Annotated in this window: 20 protein-coding genes and 2 rRNA genes; 16 read left to right on the forward strand and 6 right to left on the reverse strand. The window is 38.3% G+C overall.

Translation table 11 applies throughout. The annotated features are described in order from the left end of the window. Positions 1-38: 38 nt before the first annotated feature. Entirely contained in the window at positions 39-962 is a 924-nt protein-coding gene (gene rsgA, locus M472_RS23870; RefSeq protein ID WP_021068322.1) for a ribosome small subunit-dependent GTPase A, read from the reverse strand. Between the two features lie 165 nt (positions 963-1,127). Here rsgA and polA point away from each other — a divergent pair, with 165 nt between their 5' ends. From polA to M472_RS23930, 12 genes are all read left to right on the forward strand, one after another. Next, positions 1,128-3,932, forward strand: coding sequence for a DNA polymerase I (polA, locus tag M472_RS23875; RefSeq protein WP_031301228.1), 2,805 nt, complete (start codon positions 1,128-1,130; stop codon positions 3,930-3,932). Positions 3,933-3,966: 34 nt separating this feature from the next. Then, on the forward strand, positions 3,967-5,100 hold the full coding sequence (locus M472_RS23880; RefSeq protein ID WP_144062607.1) for a toxin-antitoxin system YwqK family antitoxin: 1,134 nt from the start codon (positions 3,967-3,969) through the stop codon (positions 5,098-5,100). 167 nt (positions 5,101-5,267) lie between these two features. Beyond that, positions 5,268-5,921: a phosphatidylserine decarboxylase family protein gene (locus tag M472_RS23885; RefSeq protein ID WP_021068325.1), complete on the forward strand. Its 654-nt coding sequence runs from the start codon at positions 5,268-5,270 to the stop codon at positions 5,919-5,921. A 112-nt stretch (positions 5,922-6,033) separates the two neighbouring features. Beyond that, positions 6,034-7,068 (forward strand): sensor histidine kinase, encoded by a 1,035-nt coding sequence (locus M472_RS23890; protein WP_022829232.1) that lies wholly within the window; start codon positions 6,034-6,036, stop codon positions 7,066-7,068. 72 nt (positions 7,069-7,140) lie between these two features. After that, positions 7,141-7,788 (forward strand): DUF47 domain-containing protein, encoded by a 648-nt coding sequence (locus tag M472_RS23895; protein WP_021068327.1) that lies wholly within the window; start codon positions 7,141-7,143, stop codon positions 7,786-7,788. 30 nt (positions 7,789-7,818) lie between these two features. Continuing rightward, a complete protein-coding gene (locus tag M472_RS23900) occupies positions 7,819-8,826 on the forward strand; it encodes an inorganic phosphate transporter (RefSeq protein ID WP_021068328.1) in 1,008 nt (335 codons plus the stop codon). Between the two features lie 226 nt (positions 8,827-9,052). Further along, the gene (locus M472_RS23905; protein ID WP_021068329.1) at positions 9,053-10,480 is read left to right on the forward strand and encodes an OmpA family protein; all 1,428 of its coding nucleotides are present in this window, start codon (positions 9,053-9,055) and stop codon (positions 10,478-10,480) included. Positions 10,481-10,647: 167 nt separating this feature from the next. Beyond that, on the forward strand, positions 10,648-12,057 hold the full coding sequence (locus tag M472_RS23910; RefSeq protein WP_021068330.1) for a tetratricopeptide repeat protein: 1,410 nt from the start codon (positions 10,648-10,650) through the stop codon (positions 12,055-12,057). Further along, positions 12,054-12,803 carry a shikimate dehydrogenase family protein gene (locus tag M472_RS23915; protein WP_021068331.1) on the forward strand — a complete coding sequence of 250 codons (750 nt, stop codon included), beginning with the start codon at positions 12,054-12,056 and terminating at the stop codon, positions 12,801-12,803. Before M472_RS23910 ends, M472_RS23915 begins: the two co-directional genes overlap by 4 nt. After that, entirely contained in the window at positions 12,803-13,381 is a 579-nt protein-coding gene (gldD, locus tag M472_RS23920; RefSeq protein ID WP_021068332.1) for a gliding motility lipoprotein GldD, read from the forward strand. The genes M472_RS23915 and gldD overlap by 1 nt, the downstream gene beginning before the upstream one ends. 57 nt (positions 13,382-13,438) lie before the next feature. Next, on the forward strand, positions 13,439-14,080 hold the full coding sequence (locus M472_RS23925; RefSeq protein ID WP_021068333.1) for an MBL fold metallo-hydrolase: 642 nt from the start codon (positions 13,439-13,441) through the stop codon (positions 14,078-14,080). After that, on the forward strand, positions 14,077-15,327 hold the full coding sequence (locus M472_RS23930) for an ABC transporter permease (protein WP_021068334.1): 1,251 nt from the start codon (positions 14,077-14,079) through the stop codon (positions 15,325-15,327). Before M472_RS23925 ends, M472_RS23930 begins: the two co-directional genes overlap by 4 nt. Before the next feature lies 1 nt (position 15,328). On the opposite strand, the gene M472_RS23935 is transcribed toward M472_RS23930, so the two are convergent. Both M472_RS23935 and M472_RS23940 read right to left on the reverse strand, forming a co-directional pair. Continuing rightward, positions 15,329-15,976 (reverse strand): peptidase associated/transthyretin-like domain-containing protein, encoded by a 648-nt coding sequence (locus tag M472_RS23935; RefSeq protein ID WP_021068335.1) that lies wholly within the window; start codon positions 15,974-15,976, stop codon positions 15,329-15,331. A gap of 64 nt (positions 15,977-16,040) precedes the next feature. Next, positions 16,041-16,316: a NifU family protein gene (locus tag M472_RS23940; RefSeq protein ID WP_021068336.1), complete on the reverse strand. Its 276-nt coding sequence runs from the start codon at positions 16,314-16,316 to the stop codon at positions 16,041-16,043. A 215-nt stretch (positions 16,317-16,531) separates the two neighbouring features. Here M472_RS23940 and M472_RS23945 point away from each other — a divergent pair, with 215 nt between their 5' ends. Genes M472_RS23945 through coaBC form a run of 3 tightly spaced genes read left to right on the forward strand, consistent with a single transcriptional unit; the run spans position 16,532 to position 19,042 of the window. Next, on the forward strand, positions 16,532-17,452 hold the full coding sequence (locus M472_RS23945; RefSeq protein ID WP_021068337.1) for an outer membrane protein assembly factor BamD: 921 nt from the start codon (positions 16,532-16,534) through the stop codon (positions 17,450-17,452). A 25-nt stretch (positions 17,453-17,477) separates the two neighbouring features. After that, the gene (locus tag M472_RS23950; RefSeq protein ID WP_021068338.1) at positions 17,478-17,807 is read left to right on the forward strand and encodes a DNA-directed RNA polymerase subunit omega; all 330 of its coding nucleotides are present in this window, start codon (positions 17,478-17,480) and stop codon (positions 17,805-17,807) included. Positions 17,808-17,821: 14 nt separating this feature from the next. Continuing rightward, entirely contained in the window at positions 17,822-19,042 is a 1,221-nt protein-coding gene (coaBC, locus tag M472_RS23955) for a bifunctional phosphopantothenoylcysteine decarboxylase/phosphopantothenate--cysteine ligase CoaBC (protein ID WP_021068339.1), read from the forward strand. A gap of 7 nt (positions 19,043-19,049) precedes the next feature. Here coaBC and M472_RS23960 read toward each other — a convergent pair whose 3' ends face one another. Beyond that, a complete protein-coding gene (locus tag M472_RS23960; protein ID WP_021068340.1) occupies positions 19,050-20,417 on the reverse strand; it encodes a methyltransferase RsmF C-terminal domain-like protein in 1,368 nt (455 codons plus the stop codon). 99 nt (positions 20,418-20,516) lie between these two features. On the opposite strand from M472_RS23960, the gene M472_RS23965 reads away from it, so the two are divergent. Further along, on the forward strand, positions 20,517-20,900 hold the full coding sequence (locus tag M472_RS23965; RefSeq protein ID WP_021068342.1) for an SRPBCC domain-containing protein: 384 nt from the start codon (positions 20,517-20,519) through the stop codon (positions 20,898-20,900). A gap of 314 nt (positions 20,901-21,214) precedes the next feature. On the opposite strand, the gene rrf is transcribed toward M472_RS23965, so the two are convergent. Together rrf and M472_RS23975 are read right to left on the reverse strand one after the other, a co-directional pair. Further along, positions 21,215-21,326, reverse strand: a 5S ribosomal RNA gene (rrf, locus tag M472_RS23970). A gap of 96 nt (positions 21,327-21,422) precedes the next feature. Beyond that, positions 21,423-21,565: ribosomal RNA gene (locus M472_RS23975) — 23S ribosomal RNA — on the reverse strand; the annotation flags it as partial.

The raw sequence follows: 21,565 nt of genomic DNA on the forward strand, positions 1-21,565 counted from the left end.
AACAAGGTGATTTTTTGTTTGTCACCAAACGCCAAGAATTAGCTACGGTTATCCTCATTACTGTATATACTGAGATAGCTTTCGTAACGAGATGCCTCAATCTCGCCCTGCTCGACGGCATCCAGCACCACGCAGCCGGGTTCATTAATATGTCGACAATTATTAAACCTACATTTGTTCAAATAGTGGCGCATCTCAGGAAAATAGTGCGATAATTCGGTCTTTTCAATATCAACAACACCTAACTCACGGATACCCGGAGTATCAATCAATTTACCTCCAAAAGGCAGGTTAATCATTTCGGCAAAAGTCGTCGTGTGCTTCCCTTTGTCCGACCAGTCTGAAATACGTCCAGTGCGCAACTCTAATCCTGGTACCAGTCGATTAATCAGGGTCGATTTTCCAACTCCAGAATGTCCGGACACAAGGGTAACCTTATCGCTTAATACGCCCTGTAAAACATCCAGATGTGTTCCTTCAAGGGCAGAGACCTCATAGCAGGGGTATCCAATATTTTGATAGATAGCTTTATACTCTTGTAGTATTTCTTTCCCCTCCTCGCTAAAAAGGTCTAACTTATTAAACACAAGCAATGCCGGTATACCATAGGCTTCTGCAGTAACTAAAAAACGGTCTATAAACCCCAAGGAGGTCGGTGGAGATGCTAAGGTCACGACCAACAGTGCCTGATCCAAATTTGCACCTAAAATCTGGGTCTGCTTGGATAAGTTTACCGATCTCCGTATAATATAGTTCCTCCGCGGTTCCAACGAATTGATAACACCGATGGTCTGTTCGGATGACTCCAATTCGAAGTTCACCCAATCTCCCACAGCTATGGGGTTTGTGGTCTTAATACCCTTTATCCTAAATTTGCCTTTAATACGGCAGTCATAAGAAACATCATCATCTCCTAACACCTGGTACCAGCTACCGGTTGACTTTGTCACCAAACCTCTCATATCTTATTAATGCTTATTTTATTAAGTAATTACCTCAATCGCTACAAAAGTCGCAAAAAATATCAACATTACAGCCTTCCACAGGAGCGGATTACTTGCACCAAGTGTGTGGAGTTGATGAAGGTTTTATTACCTTTGTGTAGTATACTATTAAACAAATTATTTGTGAAAAAACTTTTTCTTTTGGATGGGATGGCTCTTATTTACAGAGCTTACTTTGCACTAAGCAAAGTTCCTAGACTGACTTCATATGGACTCAATACCGGTGCTATCATGGGTTTTACAAACACGTTATTAGATGTTCTGAAAAACCAGACCCCAAGCCACATTGCTGTTGTATTTGATACGGCAGCTCCTACAAACAGGCACTTGGAGTTCGAAGCATATAAGGCCAACCGTCAAGAGATGCCCGAAGACCTTTCCAAATCAATCCCCTACATATTTAAACTAGTGGAAGGTTTTAACATCCCTGTCATCACGATGGACGGCTATGAGGCGGATGACATTATTGGAACTCTAGCCAAACAAGCCGAAAAAGAAGGTTTTACGGTATATTGCATGACTCCAGACAAGGACTTTGGTCAACTGGTATCAGAGAACATATTTATTTACAAACCAGCCCGCATGGGAAATGGTGCAGAAATTCAGGGTGTGCCTGAAATACTTGAAAAATGGGAGATAAATGATGTATCTCAAGTGATCGATATACTGGGGCTTTGGGGCGATGCTGTTGATAATATCCCCGGAATCCCCGGAATAGGAGAAAAAACGGCTAAAAAATTAATCCAAGAATTTGGCAGTGTAGAAGAGATCATTGCCAACTCGCATAAACTGAAAGGCAAACAACAGGAAAATGTAGTCAACTATGCGGAACAAGGTCTTATTTCTAAAAAATTGGCAACGATACTGCTTGATGTGCCAGTTACATTAGACGAAAAGCAACTACAAGTAGGCGCACCAAACAGAGATATTCTAGAACCCCTATTTGCAGAGTTGGAATTCAGAACCCTCGGTAAGCGTGTGTTTGGAGAAGACTTCGCTCTTGGGGAAAATACAGAGAAAAAAGCCTCTGGTCAAATGGATCTCTTCGCTACGCAGCAACCAACGACAATAACGCAAACGGAGGATATCATTCCAGCAGCATCTATTGATCCTAATACTACAATAAAAGATACAGAACATACCTATGTCTTAGTGGATGAACCTGAAGAAATAAAAGAGCTAGCAACTCTACTTTCCAAGCAAAAACAGTTCTGCTTCGACACCGAATCAACAGGTGTCGACCCTTTGTTGGCAGATATTGTGGGACTTTCTTTTTCGTTTGAAAAGGGAAAAGCATATTATGTCCCAACCCCTGCTGACAAGGCGGAAGCACTGCGTATTGTTAACTATTTCAAGCCAATATTTGAAGACACTGCAATCCAAAAAATAGGGCAAAATCTAAAATACGACATACTTCTACTTTCTAGGTACAATGTTAGGGTCCAGGGAGAATTATTTGACACCATGCTTGCCCATTATCTGATTGATCCAGACACACGTCACGGGATGGATATTCTGTCCGAAACCTACCTTGGCTACACCCCTATTTCGATTACCGAACTGATTGGTAACAAGGGCAAGAACCAAGGAACTATGCGTGATGTGCCTATAGAACTAGCAAAGGATTATGCTGCAGAAGATGCTGACATCACATGGCAACTTTACGAAACATTTGCTCCACTTCTATCCGACACTGCCACCAAAGAGCTCGCAGAGAATGTAGAGTTTCCTCTGGTATATGTACTTTCTGAAATGGAAAAGAATGGTGTAAAGATTAACATTGATACCTTAAAGGTTTTCTCACAATCATTGGAAAGTGATATTGTAGCGCTTGAAAACAGGATCTATGAAAAAACGGGGGTTCAGTTCAATATTGCCTCTCCAAAGCAGCTTGGTGAAGTTTTGTTTGACAAATTAAAATTAGATCCTAAAGCAAAAAAAACCAAAACAGGTCAATACAAAACGGGGGAGGATGTCTTACTCGCTCTGGCCAACAAATCTGATATCGTACAGGATATTTTAGATTTTAGGCAGTATCAGAAATTAAAGTCGACCTACGTAGATGCACTACCAAACCTTATCAATCCGGAAACTGGATTAATCCACACATCCTACAATCAGGCCGTAGCTGCCACGGGACGTTTAAGCTCGACCAATCCAAACCTGCAAAACATACCTATACGCACCGAAAAGGGACGTGAAGTACGTAAAGCATTTGTACCCCGATCTGAAAATCACACGATCTTATCTGCCGATTACTCGCAAATCGAACTACGAATAATGGCGGAACTAAGTCAAGATGAAAATATGCTAGAAGCATTTACTTTGGGACATGACATCCATAAGGCAACCGCAGCTCGGGTATATAATGTTGCTCTAGAAGAAGTGACCCCCGATCAACGTCGAAATGCAAAGGCAGTCAATTTTGGTATTATATATGGGCAATCGGCTTTTGGGCTTTCTCAAAGTTTAGGTATTTCTCGCCGAGAAGCTGCAGAAATTATTGACCAGTATTTTACGCAATATAACGGAATTCGGGACTATATGTCCCAAGCTGTAGAATCAGCGAAAGAAAAAGGGTATGCAGAAACTATTCTGAAAAGAAGACGTTATCTAAGAGATATTAACTCCGCCAACATGACGGTGAGAGGGTTTGCGGAGCGAAATGCAATAAACGCGCCGATCCAGGGATCAGCAGCGGATATGATCAAGATTGCTATGATACAGATTCAAAAAGACATAGAGGATCAAAAACTAACGGGTAAGATGATTATGCAAGTGCATGATGAATTGGTATTTGATGTACCGCTAAACGAGGTTGAAACTTTTAAACAGATCATAACTGATCGAATGACTAATGCTATTGATTTGCGCGTACCGATAGAAATCGAAATTGGAGAAGGACCGAATTGGTTAGCAGCTCACTAACGAACTTAAGAAGTGACGTAAAAAACAAAAAAGAATGAAAACAACAATTTATTTGAGTACACTTTTGTTCATACTCCTATCGTGCGCAGTAAGAGCACAAGATGCTAGACCATTGTATTTTGAAGATGCTCCAAATAATATGAAGCGTTTCTTTTTTGATCAAAACTACTTCTTGGTTGACAAAAACTGTGAGTTCAAATATTTGGAACGGGTATCTTCATTCGACAAAGACACGAATAAATTTGCAGGCACATTTAAGGATTTCGACCCAAATGGGCGCCTGATATTGACAGGTCAATATCAGGACGGTAAAAAACAGGGAGAATTTAAAGCATTTCACCCCAATGGTGCGCTCAAATGGGAATCAAATTTTACAGATGATATCCCTTCAGGTTCCTGGAAATATTATTATCCAGATGGCAAGCCAATGCTGTTCGTCACACTGGCTCAGGATAACTTTTATATAAATCAATATTGGAATAGACAAGGAGAACAACTGGTAAAGGATGGCGAAGGAAAATACGACATAGACTTACCTATAATTGGTTTTACGGACCATGGATATACAAAATTTAATCGCCAGGGAAAGGTAAAAAATGGACAACCTGATGGCATATGGTACATTTCTTTTGTTAATGAGCAAAAGAGACAAGAGAGAACGTTGCTTTTTATCGAACAATATGAGAATGGTGTATTAAATGGAAAACGTTTTGAAGAAGGCTTTGAGCATCTTATGATTGCGGAAGAGGACTTCGTCTTCACTCCCAACGACTATTTTCCACGTGCTGAATTCATGTTGAGCAAAAAATGTTCCTTCGACGAATTCACTGGTTTTAATGTTTTTATAGCCAACAAGTTCATGCACTATCTAAACGAAGTAGGCTATATTAAGGGGCAAGATTCAGAAAAGGAGATGGAGATTACTTATCAAGTCTCCGTTTCTAAGAACGGGATACCGTCCGGTATTCAACTGAAGCAAAGCGAGTCGTTTTCAAAGGAGGAGAAATTTTATCTCAATCAGATGCTAAACCAAATCGGGTACTACCTCCCTTCTTTCTATCAAAATGATCCTATTGCAGACATACTTAGCATTAAGTTTATAATACAGTATCAAGACAGAAAAATACATATATCTCCCGTGCAAATACAACGTGAAAAGGGCGTATAGGATATTTAATTGAATTTTTCTATGTTTGCATAAAAAAGAGCTTTAAAATAAAGATTGACACATGAAATATCCATGTAGCACAGACTGCGCATACACGAATCACAGTGAAGACAGTATGATATAGTTTGGATATTCCATATGGCCATTAAAAGACAAATTATTCACATATGAAATTCCACAAAGAAGGATACACTAGCTTAGCGTTGGTTGTTCTATTTATATTCGTTATCAATGCTATCGCAAACTATTACGATGCCAATCTAATCATCAAATGGTTCTTGTACGCTGTATCTGCTTTTTTGTTTATTACGATAGTACAGTTTTTCAGAAGCCCTATTAAAAAAATTCAGATAGACGAAAATGCGGTGTTGTGTCCCGCTGATGGAAAAGTGGTAGTCATCGAAGAAACGGATGAAACCGAATATTTTAATGATAGACGAATCCAGGTGTCTATATTCATGTCTCCAGTCAATGTACACGTGAACAGAAACCCTGTTTCGGGTATCGTATCCTTTTTCAAATATCACCCTGGCAAATTTTTGGTCGCATGGCATCCAAAATCTTCTACCGAAAATGAACGTACCACTGTTGTTGTCAAGAAAGCAGATGGAGTAGAGGTTCTCTTCCGTCAAATTGCTGGCGCTTTAGCACGTCGGATTGTATGGTATGTCAAAGAAGAGCAGGCTGTTCAACAAGGCGAGGAATTTGGTTTCATTAAATTTGGATCTCGGGTAGACGTCTTCCTTCCAGTGGGAACCAAAATCAATGTGGCTATTGGAGATAAGGTCGTAGGAGGAAAAACTGTCATCGCTAAGTTTTAATATTAAATTAACATTAATATCATTACTTTTAGCGCTGTAACAGTCTAAGTGATCTTACATAGGCCTCGTTTTTGTTACGACGTCAACATTGATTAATTAGAATAAAGTCTTCATGAACTTTAGGCTCCTTGTTTTTTACATCGCTTTAGTAATTTCTTTGGCCATCGCCTTAGTGAGTATGTACTATGAAAGAAGCTGGAATCACTTCTTTATCTTATTTTCTGTTTCTTTTGTAGTCGCTTTCATTATACTGAACAATGTACTGCACCAATACATCAACAATAGGATCAGTAATATCTATAAACTAATTCGCAGCCTAAAACTAGGCAAGGATATGAAAGAGGTCCTTGCTGAACACGCTAGCGATGATCCCATAAAGGGAGCCGAACAGGAAGTGAGGGATTGGGCGAAGCAAAAATCTACTGAAATTGACCAACTCAAAGCGCAGGAAAAATTCAGACGTGAATTCTTATCGAATATTTCTCATGAGTTCAAAACGCCTCTATTTGCCATCCAAGGATACATAGAAACGTTACAAGACGGAATGATCGCAGACGACCCGGACATGGCCTTGATTTTTCTAGATAAAGCAGCAAAAAATATTGATCGCCTGACCTATCTAATTAATGACTTAGATGAAATATCAAAACTAGAGTCAGGGAAAATATCGCTGAATATTCAGAAGTTTGATATTGTTGAACTTATCAATGAAACAATCGAACACCTCATCGATAAAGCCAACAGACATAATATAAAGATTGTCTTCAATACTAAACCCAACCAAGCCATTCAAGTAAAAGGAGACCGTCTTAAAATCCAACAGGTCTTAGTTAATCTAATTGACAACTCGCTGAAGTATGGTAAACATGGAGGAAAAACAACCGTCAGCATATTCCCATTGCTTGATCAGATACTAATCGAAGTCACGGATAACGGCTATGGCATTGAAGAAAAAAATCTTCCTCGGGTATTTGAACGTTTCTTCCGTACAGACAAAAGCAGATCTCGTGATATCGGTGGTTCAGGATTGGGGTTATCCATTGTGAAGCATATATTAGAAGCACATCAGCAGACAGTAAATGTACGCAGCACAGAGGGAATAGGCACGACTTTTGGCTTCACACTCTCCAAATCAAAGAACATTTAATTTGCCGCCCCTCACTAAACTTAACATTAACTTAACATTAAGATTATACTTTTGCATCAAAATAAAAGTATTATGTCTTTAAATAGCATTTTTCAGTACTTTGTCCCTAAGGACAAAAAGTTCTTCCCTCTGTTTGAACAAGCTGGCGCTAATCTCATTGAGATGGCTAAGCTTTTAAACATCTCGGTAAATAGCACAAATTTAGAAGAAAGAAAAGAGCTTTCTAAAAAGCTCGAAGACCTAGAACACGTCGGTGACAACATTACTCACCAAATACACTTAGAACTTGGAAGAAATTTTATCACTCCTTTTGACCGCGAAGACATACATGCGTTAGCAAGTTCCTTAGACGATGTTGCCGACTTCATCCATGGAGCCTCTAATAGAATGCAGCTTTATAATGTAGAACAACCTACTCAGCCAATGATCGAAATCACTGCGCTGATCTTAGAAGCTACTGAACATGTGGCTAAAGCACTGTTTGAACTAAAAGACTTAAAGAATATACGTAACATCACTGACTCCTGCGTACGTATCAATAGTGTTGAAAACAAAGCGGACTATATATTTGACAAAGCCGTTGCAGATTTATTTGAGTATGAAAAAGATGCTATCGCTCTCATCAAGCAAAAAGAAGTGCTGTCTGCAATGGAAGATGCAACGGACAAATGCGAGGATGTAGCCAATGTTTTAGAGAGTATTCTTGTTAAAAATGCTTAATTGCGATACGTTAACTATACATAATTAACTATGACCACCTTATTAGTTATTGTTATTGTATTGGCTATAGCCTTTGATTATATCAATGGCTTCCATGACGCAGCCAATTCAATTGCAACTGTCGTATCGACTAAAGTATTGACGCCATTTATGGCCGTGCTATGGGCTGCTTTATTCAACTTCGTAGCATACTTTGTATTTACAGACCACAAAGTCGCAAATACAATCGCCAAAACTGTCATTGAAGAATATATTACTTTAGAGGTAATATTTGCGGGATTAGTTGCGGCCATATCCTGGAACTTATTTACCTGGTATTACGGAATACCTTCGTCCTCTTCACACACTTTAATAGGTGGATTTGCTGGATCAGGAATGGCCTATGCTCTCTTTCTTGGCGCCAACCCTATCGAAGCTATAAACCTAAGTGCTACGTTAAAGATTTTATCTTTTATTGTACTTGCACCTGTTATAGGTATGACTATTGCCATCATTATAACCCTCATAATCATCAATATTTGTAAAAAAACCCGTCCTAGCGTCGCAGAAAGATGGTTTAAATTTCTTCAATTGGTTTCATCAGCAGGCTTAAGTTTTGCCCATGGTGGAAATGACGCACAAAAGGTAATGGGGATCATCGCCACAGCCTTAATTGCTCAAGGTGTCATAGGCAGCTTTGAAGAAATGCCGGAATGGGTTCCCTTAGCCTGTTATGTTGCCATCGCAGCGGGTACCATGAGTGGTGGTTGGAAAATTGTGAAAACGATGGGTACGAAAATTACTAAAGTAACACCTCTAGAGGGGGTGAGTGCAGAAACTGCAGGTGCGGTCACACTAGGAATTACTGAACATTTTGGCATCCCTGCATCAACGACACATACAATCACAGGTGCTATTATTGGTGTGGGTGTAGTAAAACGAGTATCCGCAGTAAGATGGGGCGTAACGATAAGTTTGCTATGGGCTTGGATTCTGACTATTCCGGTGAGTGCAATCCTCGGCGGCTTGACTTTAGCTATTATACATTATATACTTTAACAACATAATTATTGCAATTCTTTTGAAAAGAATGGGTTAGACATTGTGGTCTTTATACGACATTGCTTTTCATTTTTATCGAATGACAAACAAAATTTCGCTAAATATTTGTTATATAACAGACAAATAAGTAATTTTACCTATTATTTAACAGCAAACGTGTGAGGGATTCAGTTTTTTTTGGATTTTGAGTTTTTGGCACCGTTATTGTTAAGTTATGTTAAAAATGAGAACAATTAAAAATTTTAATAACCTTAAACAAAAGAGTATGAACTATTCTACAATTAAAAAAACAGCTGTTGCAGCTTCTTTAGTAGCCGCTTTAGGTTTTGCTGAAACTGCTCAAGCTCAAACTCCAACTGTATTTGGTGGTAGATCACAATACAGAACTTGGTCTATCGGCGTACAAGGTGGTATCACTACTCCTAACACTGTAATCGGTGGTAACAATGCTTTTGGTCAAAAAGTTGGTTACTTCCAGAACAAAGTTGGAGAGTACTATGGTTTAACAGTTCGCAAACAATTCTCTCACCTATTTGGTTTAGAAGTTGAAGCTAACCGTGGTAAAATCAAAACATTCAACCACAATGTATCTGGACCTGCTTCAGAAAATATTGGTGGAGCTAAATCTGCACAAACAGACGTTAACTGGGCAGCTAGCTTAAACGGTGTATTCCAATTAGGTACAATCGACTTTTTAAGAAGAGAAAATGCTGTTAACTTCTACGCTAAAGTAGGTATAGGAACATTTGCTTACAACCCTGTTCAATACCTTAACAATGATTTCACAGGAACTGTTGTTTATGACAACAAAGGTAAAGTTGGCGAGGCTGTATTTGGCGAGCGTGAATTCAAAGGAGACAGAGATTACAGATTAGGAATGATTGTTCCTGTAGGTGTTGGTGCTAAATTCAAATTATCTGAAGTTGTTGCCTTGAACTTAGGTTACACAATGAACTTCACTGATGAGGCATTATTATACGGACCAAACAGACATGGAGATGCTAAACAACGTTTCTCTAATGTATATGGTGGCTTAGAGTTTACTCTAGGCTCGAAAGACAAACAAAACTTGACTTTTGCTAACCCAGCTGCTACTATGTACGATGAGTTGAGAGATCCATCTTTACGTAATGAAGTTGAAGCATTAAAACAACGCGTTTCTTCTTTAGAAGGTACTGTTGACGCTTTAGGAAAAGATTCAGATGGTGACGGTGTTCCAGATAAATTTGACAAATGTCCTAACACTCCTGCTGGTACAGTAGTTGATGGTTCAGGATGTCCTATCAAATTCCCTGAGCCAGTAGTTACTAACAATGCTACAACTGGTGCTTACTACGCTCCTATTCAATTTGAATTTGACAGCTCTGTATTGAAGACTGAATCATATTCTACTTTAGATAAATTAGCTAAAGAAATCCGTGATGCTAAATCATCTGTTACTTTAGATGGTTATGCTTCATCAGAAGGTTCTGAAGCTTATAACGTAAACTTATCTAAAGACCGTGCTAACGCGGTAAAACAATACTTAGTAAATGCTGGTGTATCTGCATCTAGCATCACTGCTAACGGTTATGGTGAAGCTAACCCTATCGCATCTAATGCTACTGAGGCTGGCCGCGTTCAAAACCGTCGTGTTGAAATCAAAAAATAATCATACTTAAGGTATAATTATAAAGCATAATAAGCCGTCCCTAAATCAGGGGCGGCTTTGCTTATTTTAAACCTTTCGATCTTTTTACACTCTGTATGTTAATATGTGGAAAAGATTTTTGAACTGGTTTAGTTTTAAAAGTGTATTTTTCGATAAATAGATACGATATGGAAGAGGAATTTGAGTTTGGATCGCCGGAGGAGCAAAAGGAATCTGTAAATCGTTACGAAGAAATGATTCGGAATGACGATCAGTACTTCTTTGACTCAGCTGCATTTGATAGTATTATTGATTACTATACCGAAAAAAATGATCCCTTAAAGGCATTACAAGTTATTGAATTCGCTAGCAATCAACACCCCTTTGAGACCTCATTCATTTTAAAAAAAGCCCAACTCCTTGCTTCAGTACAGCAGTATGAAAAAGCTTTAGAAGCATTGTTGAAAGCAGAGCTCCTAGAGCCCTCAGATGGGGACATTCAGCTCGTGAGAGGCTCGATCTTAGCTTCAACAGGCAAGTACGAAGAAGCAGAAGAAGCAATGCTCAATGCGTTGAATAATGTCGAGAGTAAAGAAGATGTATACTACCAACTTGCTGGTCTTTATCAAATACAAGGAGCTTACGAAAAAGCGGTGCATTATCTAAAAAAGACACTCGAAATAAACCTAGAAAATCCCGATGCACTATATGAACTTGCATTTTGCTATGATATTCTAGATAGACAGGAAGAAAGTATCACCTTCTATAATGAATTCATAGATAGAGATCCTTATTCATTTATTGCCTGGTACAACCTAGGTAATGCGTATCATAAAATGTCTAGATTTGAAGAAGCAATCGACGCTTACGACTACTCTATACTGATAAAGGAAAACTTTGCATCAGCTTATTTTAACAAGGGAAATGCACTCGTCAATCTAGACAAATATTCGGAGGCAATCCTTGTATACAAGCAGACATTTGAATACGAACCTCCAAATGCTGACACCTATTGCGCCATAGGCGAGTGCTATGAAAAGCTAGAACAAATGGATACCGCAAGAGATTACTACAAAAAAGCAGTAAAACTCGACAGCAATCTATCTGACGCTTGGTTTGGTATTGGCGTAACCTTGGATTTTGAAGAACGTTATTTTGAGTCTTTACATTTCTACAAAAAAGCGTTAGAACTCGAAGATGATAATCCTGATTATTGGTTCGCTATTGCTGATGCACGCTATAAATTAGGCCAAATCGAGGAATCGGAGAAAGCATATTCAAAAGTGGTAGACCTCAATCCTACAGATATAGACGCGTGGCTAGACTTTTCGTCTATCTACTTCGAACAAAAGAAGTTTGTCGAAGCGATAGAAACAATGTCGGAAGCCATAAAATGTAATCCTGATACTGCAGAACTGTATTACAGGCTAGTTGCCTATTTGTTTGCCAATGGTCAATATAATGAGGCTCTTAATTTCCTAGAGCTAGCATTAGCTTTTGGGCCTGAAAAACACAATATACTCTTTGATTATCTCCCCCAGTTACAGGGAAATCAAATAATTGCGGAAATAATAAAGAAATACACATCCAACTCATGATAAAGTTAGGATTAATCGGCTTCCCTTTAGGTCATTCATTTTCCAAAAATTACTATCTGAAAAAGTTTGAAAGTGAAGCTATCGAAAATGTAGAGTACGATCTGTATTCAATAGAAGACATCAACCTATTTCAAGATTTGTTTGGGAATGACGATAAATTTAAAGGATTTAATGTTACTATTCCTCATAAACAATCTGTTATAGATTTTATTGATGAACTCTCTATAGAAGCAAAAGAAATCGGGGCGGTTAACTGTATCACCATACATCGAAAAGATGAAAAAGTATCTCTAAAAGGTTATAATACCGATGCTTTTGGATTTGAACGCTCGTTAACCCCTCTTCTTGAGAACCATCACCAACGAGCGCTTGTACTTGGAAACGGAGGTGCAGCAAAAGCAGTCTTATATACACTTACCAAATTAGGAATATCCTATTCTATCGTAAGCAGGAGTTCCGAAAATGGCGATATGACCTATAGTGAACTCAATCAGGAAACAATCGCCAACCATACGTTGATCATCAACTGTTCTCCTGTAGGAACTTTCCCAGATATAGACAAATGCCCAGACATTCCTTATGAATATATAACAGACAAGCACCTTCTCTACGATTTGATATATAATCCTGAAGAAACACTATTTTTAAAACACGGTAGAGCTAGAAAAGCCAACACAAAAAACGGATACGAGATGCTTTTGCTACAGGCTGAGAAAAATTGGGAAATTTGGAAAAATAACTTCTAATGGTACGTGGCATTCTTTTCCTGGTATTAGCTGCTATAACTATTACCGCCTGCAACAATGATGACTATAGTCCAAAACCTCGCGGCTTTCACCGTATTATATTTCCAGATAAAATATATACTGAACACCAAACCGGATGCCCGTATCGTTTTGATATACCTACCTATAGCCGCCTTGAAACTGACAAAAGTAACAATGCTAAGGCCTGTTGGAAAAACCTAGACTTTCCTCAATTCAATGCAAGATTACACATCAGCTATTTCCCTATAGGTCCCAACTCTACACTAGAACAGCTTACAGAAGATGCTCGAACTTTTGCCTTTAAACATACCGCAATGGCAAGCTCAATAACTCAGAAAGAAATCTATCTCCCGGAAAATGCTGTGTATGGTGTAGAATATCACATTGCAGGAAATACAGCATCAAACTATCAGTTTTTCATATCGGACAAGTCTAAACACTATCTGCGGGGAGCTCTATATTTTAACGAAAAACCACATTTAGACTCTATAAAACCCGTTTTGGAATTTATTGAGAAAGACATTGCTCATCTGATCATGACGACCAAGTGGCTTTAAAATATATTTTGTCCTCAGGTATTCGTGAATTATACTCTTTTTGGCTAAGTTTGAATTATGATTACCGTAGAAACTATTACATTTAATCCCTATCAGGAGAACACTTATATTCTCTTTGATGATCAAAAAAACTGCATAATCGTTGATCCAGGTATGCATGACCATCACGAGGAGCTGATTCTCAAATCATTTATCGAAACGAACGAATTAACACCACAGATATTACTAAACACACATTGTCATATTGATCACGTGCTCGGCAACCATTTTGTATACGAAGAATGGGGGCTCAAACCCTTATTCCATGAGGGCGAAATTCCAGTATTAATCGCTGTTCAGAACTACGCTCCACAAATGGGGTTCCGATACGAACCTTCACCTATTCCTGAAACATTCCTAATCGACAGACAACAGATTTCACTTGGTAGCAATGTTCTGGATTGTATACTTGCTCCCGGGCACTCACCTGCACATCTTTGCTTCTATTCTGCTCAGCAAAAATTCCTAATAGGTGGTGATGTTCTGTTCAGGAATAGTATAGGACGAACCGATCTACCTGGAGGAAATCACGAAGTCCTACTTAATTCCATTAAAAATAGAATATATACTCTCCCCAACGAAACCAAAGTATATCCAGGACATGGACCTACCACAACAATTGCTTTTGAGAAAGAAACAAATCCCTTTATACGCGGATGAAAAAAATAGGAATACCACTATTATTTGCCTGCAGATATCTCTTTTCTAAGAAATCTGTCAATGCAATAAATATTATTTCAATAATAAGTATTGTAGGGGTATTCGTAAGCACTGCGGCTCTGGTGATTGTTCTGTCATTTTACAACGGTATGGAAAAATTTATTCTATCTATGTATAGCAACTCGACTCCAGACCTGCGTATCGAACCTAAACAGGGAAAAACGTTCTCTAGCAATACAGCTCTATTTAAAGAAATAGCATCCTCGCCGGAAGTCAAAAATTATATCGAATTACTCGAAGACAAAATTCTGATTCAATATGATCACCAACAGTTTGTCGGACAACTCAAAGGTATATCGCCCTCTGTTCTTCAAGCACAGGATGAACGAGAAATCTTACATTCGGGTCGCTTTGTTATCAAATCAGACTCAACAAACTATGCTTTGATTGGCGCTCAGATTCAAGCAAACCTGCAGATTCCGCTAACAGGATTTTACAATCAAATCGAACTCTTTTTCCCAAGACGAGGAGTTTCTGCAAATAATCTAAACCCTCTAGAAGATTTCAATATTCGGAGTATAGCTGTAAACGGTGTGCTTACTTATCAGCCAGAATTTGACAATATCATCCTCGTCCCTATGGACTTTGCTAGAGATATCTTGGGCGAACCCGATCAAATATCGGGTATTGATATATACCTTAATGACCCAACTAATACTCCAAAAATTCAAAAAAAACTTGAAAAATGTCTGAAAGAGAGTTTCTTGATCAAAAATAGAGAACAACAGAACCCGACATTATATAAAACGGTTAAATCAGAAAAATGGATTGTGTTTTTCATACTCACATTCATTGGTATAATTGCCATTTTCAATATCATTGCATCTCTTACAATGTTGGTTATAGACAAAAAAGAAGATATGAAAATCTTACAACATCTAGGCGCAAAGAAGTCTATGGTCGAAAGGATTTTCTTTATTGAAGGAATATTAATAGCTTTTATAGGTAGCTCTCTAGGAATAATTATTGGTTATATCTTCTGTGAACTACAGCAAAAGTTTGGATTTATCCGTACAGGAGAAATGGAAGGCTCCCTAATAGATATATATCCCATCGATATTCGGCTACAGGACTTCGTTATTGTATTTACGACAGTATTTGTACTCTCTGCGTGCGTTTCTTACTTTTCATCTAAACTAAGTGTACGTGAAATAGGACGTATTACAGAATTCAAAAATGCTGATTGATTTAATATTTTAACTTCTGTCGACTATAATCCCCCCGTTGGATTTGATTAATCAGTTGGGCCCAACCGAATGGATTCAAAAGAGGATTTGCATATCTTTGATTAATATTCTTATTACTCATATTAATATGCCGCTGAATTGAATTAAAGTTTTGAATCTCATCTGCATTTCTAGGTACAATGCGAGCCAATGCAGCCATAGCATCTGGGCTTAAGTTACTGCGAGCTGAAGCTACAGGATCATACCCCTCTTTCATTCCCATAAAATCTGCTAAATAATCCTCATAGCTAGCCCAAGGAAATGGTGTCACAGCGGGCAACTCTATCACCAAACTCCGCATCTGTATGTGGGCAGTAAATTTATCGTCAGATACAGTAGGTATGATATATGTTAGTGGTTCATACCCTACACTAGAAAATTGTATAGTATCGCCACTATGTGCAACAAACGAGAAATACCCGTCGTTATTTGAAATAAATGTTTGATTGTTAAAAGATGTGTTCTTAACAGTGACATAAGCCACCGGCAATTCTGATCCAACAGAGGTAATCAACCCACTGAACTGTAAGATATTCCTACTCTGTGTATAACCAAACTGTATACCACAAGTATAACATAAAACTAATAGATATTTTATATACTGTTGCATTCTAACAAAAATAGTTAAACTCAGAATGGTTTCTTGTTAAAATGTGTTAAGCAAAAAAAAATCGCTACAATCGGTTGGGGGATGTTGCCTTGGGATCGTCCATATCTGTTATGTTAATGGCCTCCACAGCAACAATCTCAGGTACGGCCTTTTTAATAGCCTGCTCCAATCCAGCTTTAAACGTCATAATACTCATCGAGCAGCTTGCACAAGCTCCCAAAAGCCTCAATCGAACGATATTATCACTAGTAATTTCCTCTATGCTAACATTACCACCATCTGTTTCAAGATAGGGCCTTAATGTGTCCAATGCCTGTTCGACTCTTTCTTGTAAGGTCATTTTATAAATACTTTCTTTCCTTTGGAGTAAAGATAGGTAAATATTTGTTTACTTTGAAATTCGCCTAACTTTTATAGCATTACCATGACAGCCCATACCCTAAGGGTTAAAGTTTGTTAAAGGCTTATGTCTATGCCACTAACTCAATTAAAATCAATTAAATTGCACACCGAAATTTAATTGAATATTATCTTTAATTGACGTATCTTTGTACAATGTTTTTAAATAGACGCACAGGAATAATAATTGCCTTTGTATTGGCCACATTTTTTTTTACAGGTTGTAAAAGTAAGTTCGAAAAACTGAAAAACAGCAATAATATAGCCATGAAGTATCAAGAGGCTGTAAAATTCTATGAAAAGGGAAAATACTCAAAAGCTTTAATCCTATTTGATGACTTGGCGGAGAAATACCGGGGTCGAGCAGAAGCTGAAGATCTTTTTTACCTTCGCGCCAATGCAACTTACCGTCTTAAGGACTATACATCGGCTAGATATCATTTCAAAAATTTCGCAACTATCTACCCCAGTAGCCCTCGTGCTGAAGAATGTAGATATATGGCAGCTTATTGTTATTACATAGAGTCTCCTAGGTCCAACTTAGATCAAGAGAACACCCGTAAAGCGATCGACGAACTACAGCTTTTTGTGAATTACTACCCGGAGTCCGATAGGGCCAAAGAGGCAGGGGAGCTTATCCAAGATCTTCGTGAAAAATTGGAAAAGAAAGCTTTTGACAATGCCAAGTTGTATTATAACATGGGGCTTTCAGATGACTATCGTGCTGCCGTAATTGCATTGGAAAATGTTTTGAAAGACTATCCCGATACACGGTTTGCAGAGGAAATCGAATATTTAATTGTAAAAGCTCAGTACTTGTTCGCGGACAACAGCTACCCAAATAGACAAGAAAAACGCTTCAACGATGCTATTGACTATTACGAAACTTTTGTGGAGCATTATCCAACTAGTAAGTATAGAGGAGAGCTAGATGGTCTAAAATCTACCGCGGACAAGAAGATTGTATTTGCTATTCGTAAAATGAATGAAATTAATAAGCAGATCGAAGATCAAAACAAGGAACTCGGAATAACGGAAGTAAACAAAGAAGCTAATGCTACAGAAGTCAAGAAATAGAATATTTACATATATACCAACAAATATGAGTCAAGCAAAAAACAACGCCATTCCAAACTCAACTGTTACGAGAGATTTAAGAGAATTGGATAAAGCTACCGACAATCTATACGAATCTATAGTTGTAATTAGCAAGAGAGCGAACCAAATTGGCGTAGAGATGAAGGAGGAGCTGAATTCCAAATTGGCAGAATTTGCTAGCAATAACGATAATTTGGAAGAAGTGTTTGAAAATCGGGAGCAAATCGAGATTTCCAAGCATTATGAACGCATGCCAAAGGCAACTCTTGTCGCAATTGATGAATTTCTAAACGATAAGGTTTATTTTAGAAACCCATCGAAAGAGCAGGACTAATCGGTATTGCAAAGATGTCTTCTCTAAAAGACAAAAATATTATACTTGGTGTATGCGGCAGTATAGCCGCATACAAAGTTGCTTCTTTGGTACGTCTTCTAATAAAAAAAGGCGCTAATATTCAGGTTCTCATGACCAAAGAAGCCACAGAGTTCATTCCCCCATTAACGCTATCCACATTATCCAAAAAACCTGTATTAGTAGAATACTATGATAAAATTACGGGCTCTTGGAACAATCATGTGCAGCTAGGTTTAGAAGCTGATTTTATGTTAATAGCTCCTGCTTCTGCTAATACTATAGCAAAAATAGCAAATGGATTTTGTGACAATATACTAGCTGCGACATACCTATCAGCGAAGTGCCCTGTTTACATAGCTCCTGCAATGGATCTAGACATGTGGAGACATCAGGCTACACAAGACAATATAGCGCGCCTGCGATCTTTTGGAAATATTGTTATTCCCCCAGGAGACGGAGAGCTTGCAAGTGGTCTAGTGGGAGAAGGACGCCTAGCAGAGCCCCTAGAAATAGTAGATTTCCTGATTCAAAGTTTAGACTTAGATCAGCCTCTCAAGGGAAAGAAAGCATTGGTAACAGCAGGGCCGACCTATGAAGCTATTGATCCCGTACGATTTATCGGTAATTATTCGTCTGGTAAAATGGGTTACGCTATAGCTAATCGCCTAAAACAGCTAGGAGCTCAAGTAACTCTAATTACTGGCCCCACAGCACTCCCTATACCGCAAGAGATAGAGACAATTTCTATCCAATCTGCCCAGCAGATGTATGACGCTAGCACATCAGTATTTCCAACAGCAGATATCATCGTCATGAGCGCCGCTGTTGCTGACTATACGCCTATCGATATATCAAAAGAAAAAATCAAAAAAAAATCCGATACTTTTTCGATTCAATTAAAGAAAACCACTGATATTCTTGCTTTTTTGGGACAGCATAAAACATCGAAACAGACATTAGTAGGTTTTGCATTAGAAACCAACAACGAATTAGTACATGCAAAAGAAAAACTTATTCGTAAAAATCTTGATTTCATTGTTTTAAACTCTATGAAAGACAAAGGTGCTGGCTTTGGCACCGATACTAATAAAGTAACGATTATATCTAAGGAAGATACTATTAAAAATTTCCAACTAAAAACTAAAGTTGAGGTTGCGAATGATATATGCGAATTGATATTAGTGCATCAGAAAGCAGTCAATCCTATTAACTAATTTTCCATTAAAGATTTGCTATCCTAGCTTCTTTGGGATAATAGTTATTAATACGATTTGTCATAGCTTTGATCCAACCTAAATCTACACCTTTATAGCGAACAATAATCCAACCTTTTAGCTCTTCCCTATTTACGGTAGTTGATAGACTTTCCTTTCGGAGATAGGTTAACATATCTTCCAAATTTAAATTCAAAAACGGAATATCTTTATGAATTCGATTACTCAATGCCAAATCGTGGCTAGGAACCAAATCGTTTCCTACTACTCGTCCTATTTCAGTACCGGCATTTTTCAGGTATAATACCTTCTGTAAAGCAGCCAAATCATGCTCATAAACACTAGGAAAAATATGTAGCAAATCGTGATAAAGAAATGAATAATGACCACTCATATCCGCCCATTTACTCGCCAAAGATTGTGGAGCATTATTCTTTTCGACTTTAATCTTTTTAACAGCGAAACCTTCCTGTAGTCCCGTCTTTCTAAGGACTGCACAAAAAAAACCTTCCCCAGAAACTTTATGCGGATAGAAGCGATACGAAGCTGCATTATACTTCTTTGACAATGTCTCTTGAATTCCCCAAGAACTATCTACTGATACTGTGATCGGTTCTAAATCAAACGTATCGATCATCCAATCAACAATATCTTCATTCTCTTCCTGAGAATAAGAACATGTCGAATAAAACACATAGCCACCTGTTTTTACCGTTGCAATACTACTTGCTATTATGCGTTGTTGTCTTTCGCTACATAGCTTAACGTTAGCAATCGACCACTCATCAATTGCGTCATGGTCCTTATGAAACATTCCTGATCCTGAACAGGGGGCATCAATAACAGCCAAATCAAAATAGCCAGGTAAACGTGAAAAAGCAGCTGGATCATTATTTGATACAACAACGTTAGAGTTTCCCCATTTCACCAAATTATCTCTTAATATCGCCGCCCTGCTTTTAATTATCTCATTCGCAACCAGAAGGCTATCATCATGCAATACAGCATTCAGTAACGTTGCTTTGCCTCCAGGAGCCGAACATAAATCCAAAGCTCGTATTGGCGCAACATTCAGCTTGAGCTGACGCACAACCTGGTCAAGAAACATAGAGCTCGCCTCCTGAGAATAATAACATCCTGCATGAAACAAAGGGTCTAAAGTAAAAACAGGTCTCTTATTAAGATAAAAGCCACCTTCACACCAAGGAATATTCTTATCAATATCCAAAAGAGACAAGTCAAACCTCTTTTTAGGATTTATGCGTACTGAGGAAGTTTTCTGTTCATTATCGTGAATACTTACAAAAGCATTATAATCAAATTGAGGATCACCTTGGAGATGCCTTACTAAATCTACGGGAAGTTTATTACTCATATACAAAAATAAAAAGCAAGAATTAAGTATGCAAAACTATGCTGCAATAATATAATAGAAAGAAAAGCAAAATACTCTCGATTAGCATTATCTTTGAACATGAAAACATTCAAAAAGTACTATATTATTCCCGCCACTCCAGAAGAAATCTACCTTGCGTTGACAACGGAAATTACCATTCGTTTATGGACCGGTGACCTTGTAGAGATTGACCCTCAAGAAGGAGGACAGTTTTCATTGTGGGACGGGGGGATTACAGGTCACTTTCTAGAGTTAGATCCTCATAAAAAGATTGTTCAACAATGGTACTTTGGGGACCAAGAAGCTCCCTCCATTGTTACAATAAAGCTACATGAACATAAAAAGGGAACTTCATTTGAAGTTAATCATATAAATATTCCTGATGAAGACTATGACGATATCGTAGAAGGATGGAATCATGAGTATGTAGGAAATCTAATTGATTTCTATGCAGAAGACTAATTATCTCCTTAAAGGAGACTATCTCATTCTTTAGTCTGATATGTCACTCTTCATATAATGGTGGTCTGAAGAGTATGTCCTCTATTTCTAAACATACCCTCTACTCCATATAAAACGTCGATTATTCATCTCATCTGTAGATATTTACCCTTTGCAAGCAAGATCTCTTATAGAGAAATCCAATCGTCACTATAGGGGACAAGCTCTTAAGGAAAAAGAGTTCCTAGAGTAAAAAAAGGAACAGGAGTATCCATTTCTTGGACGTATGTATAACAGAAAAGCCCCTCCAGTTTCCTGAAGGGGCTTCGTATAAAAAAAGGCACCGACCTACTCTCCCACCTGTTACGGCAATACCATCGGCTCTGGCGGGCTTGACTTCTCTGTTCGGAATGGGAAGAGGTAGACACCGCCGATATAGGCACCTGAAATATCTTAAGCTCATCGCTGTTGCATAACAGCTATAGCCTGATTGACATGTTATTGAAAGAAAAAGAACAGTCAGAGAAGACAACAGGTCTATCTGCTTGGAAAGCTTCGGGCTATTAGTACTACTCGGCTTTGGTCTCTCAACCTTTACACCTGTAGCCTATCAACGTTGTCATCTCCAACGACCCTGTAAGGAAGTCTCATCTCGTGGCTAGTTTCGCACTTAGATGCTTTCAGCG

This window comes from Sphingobacterium paucimobilis HER1398 (assembly GCF_000416985.1).
Classification (GTDB): domain Bacteria; phylum Bacteroidota; class Bacteroidia; order Sphingobacteriales; family Sphingobacteriaceae; genus Sphingobacterium; species Sphingobacterium paucimobilis.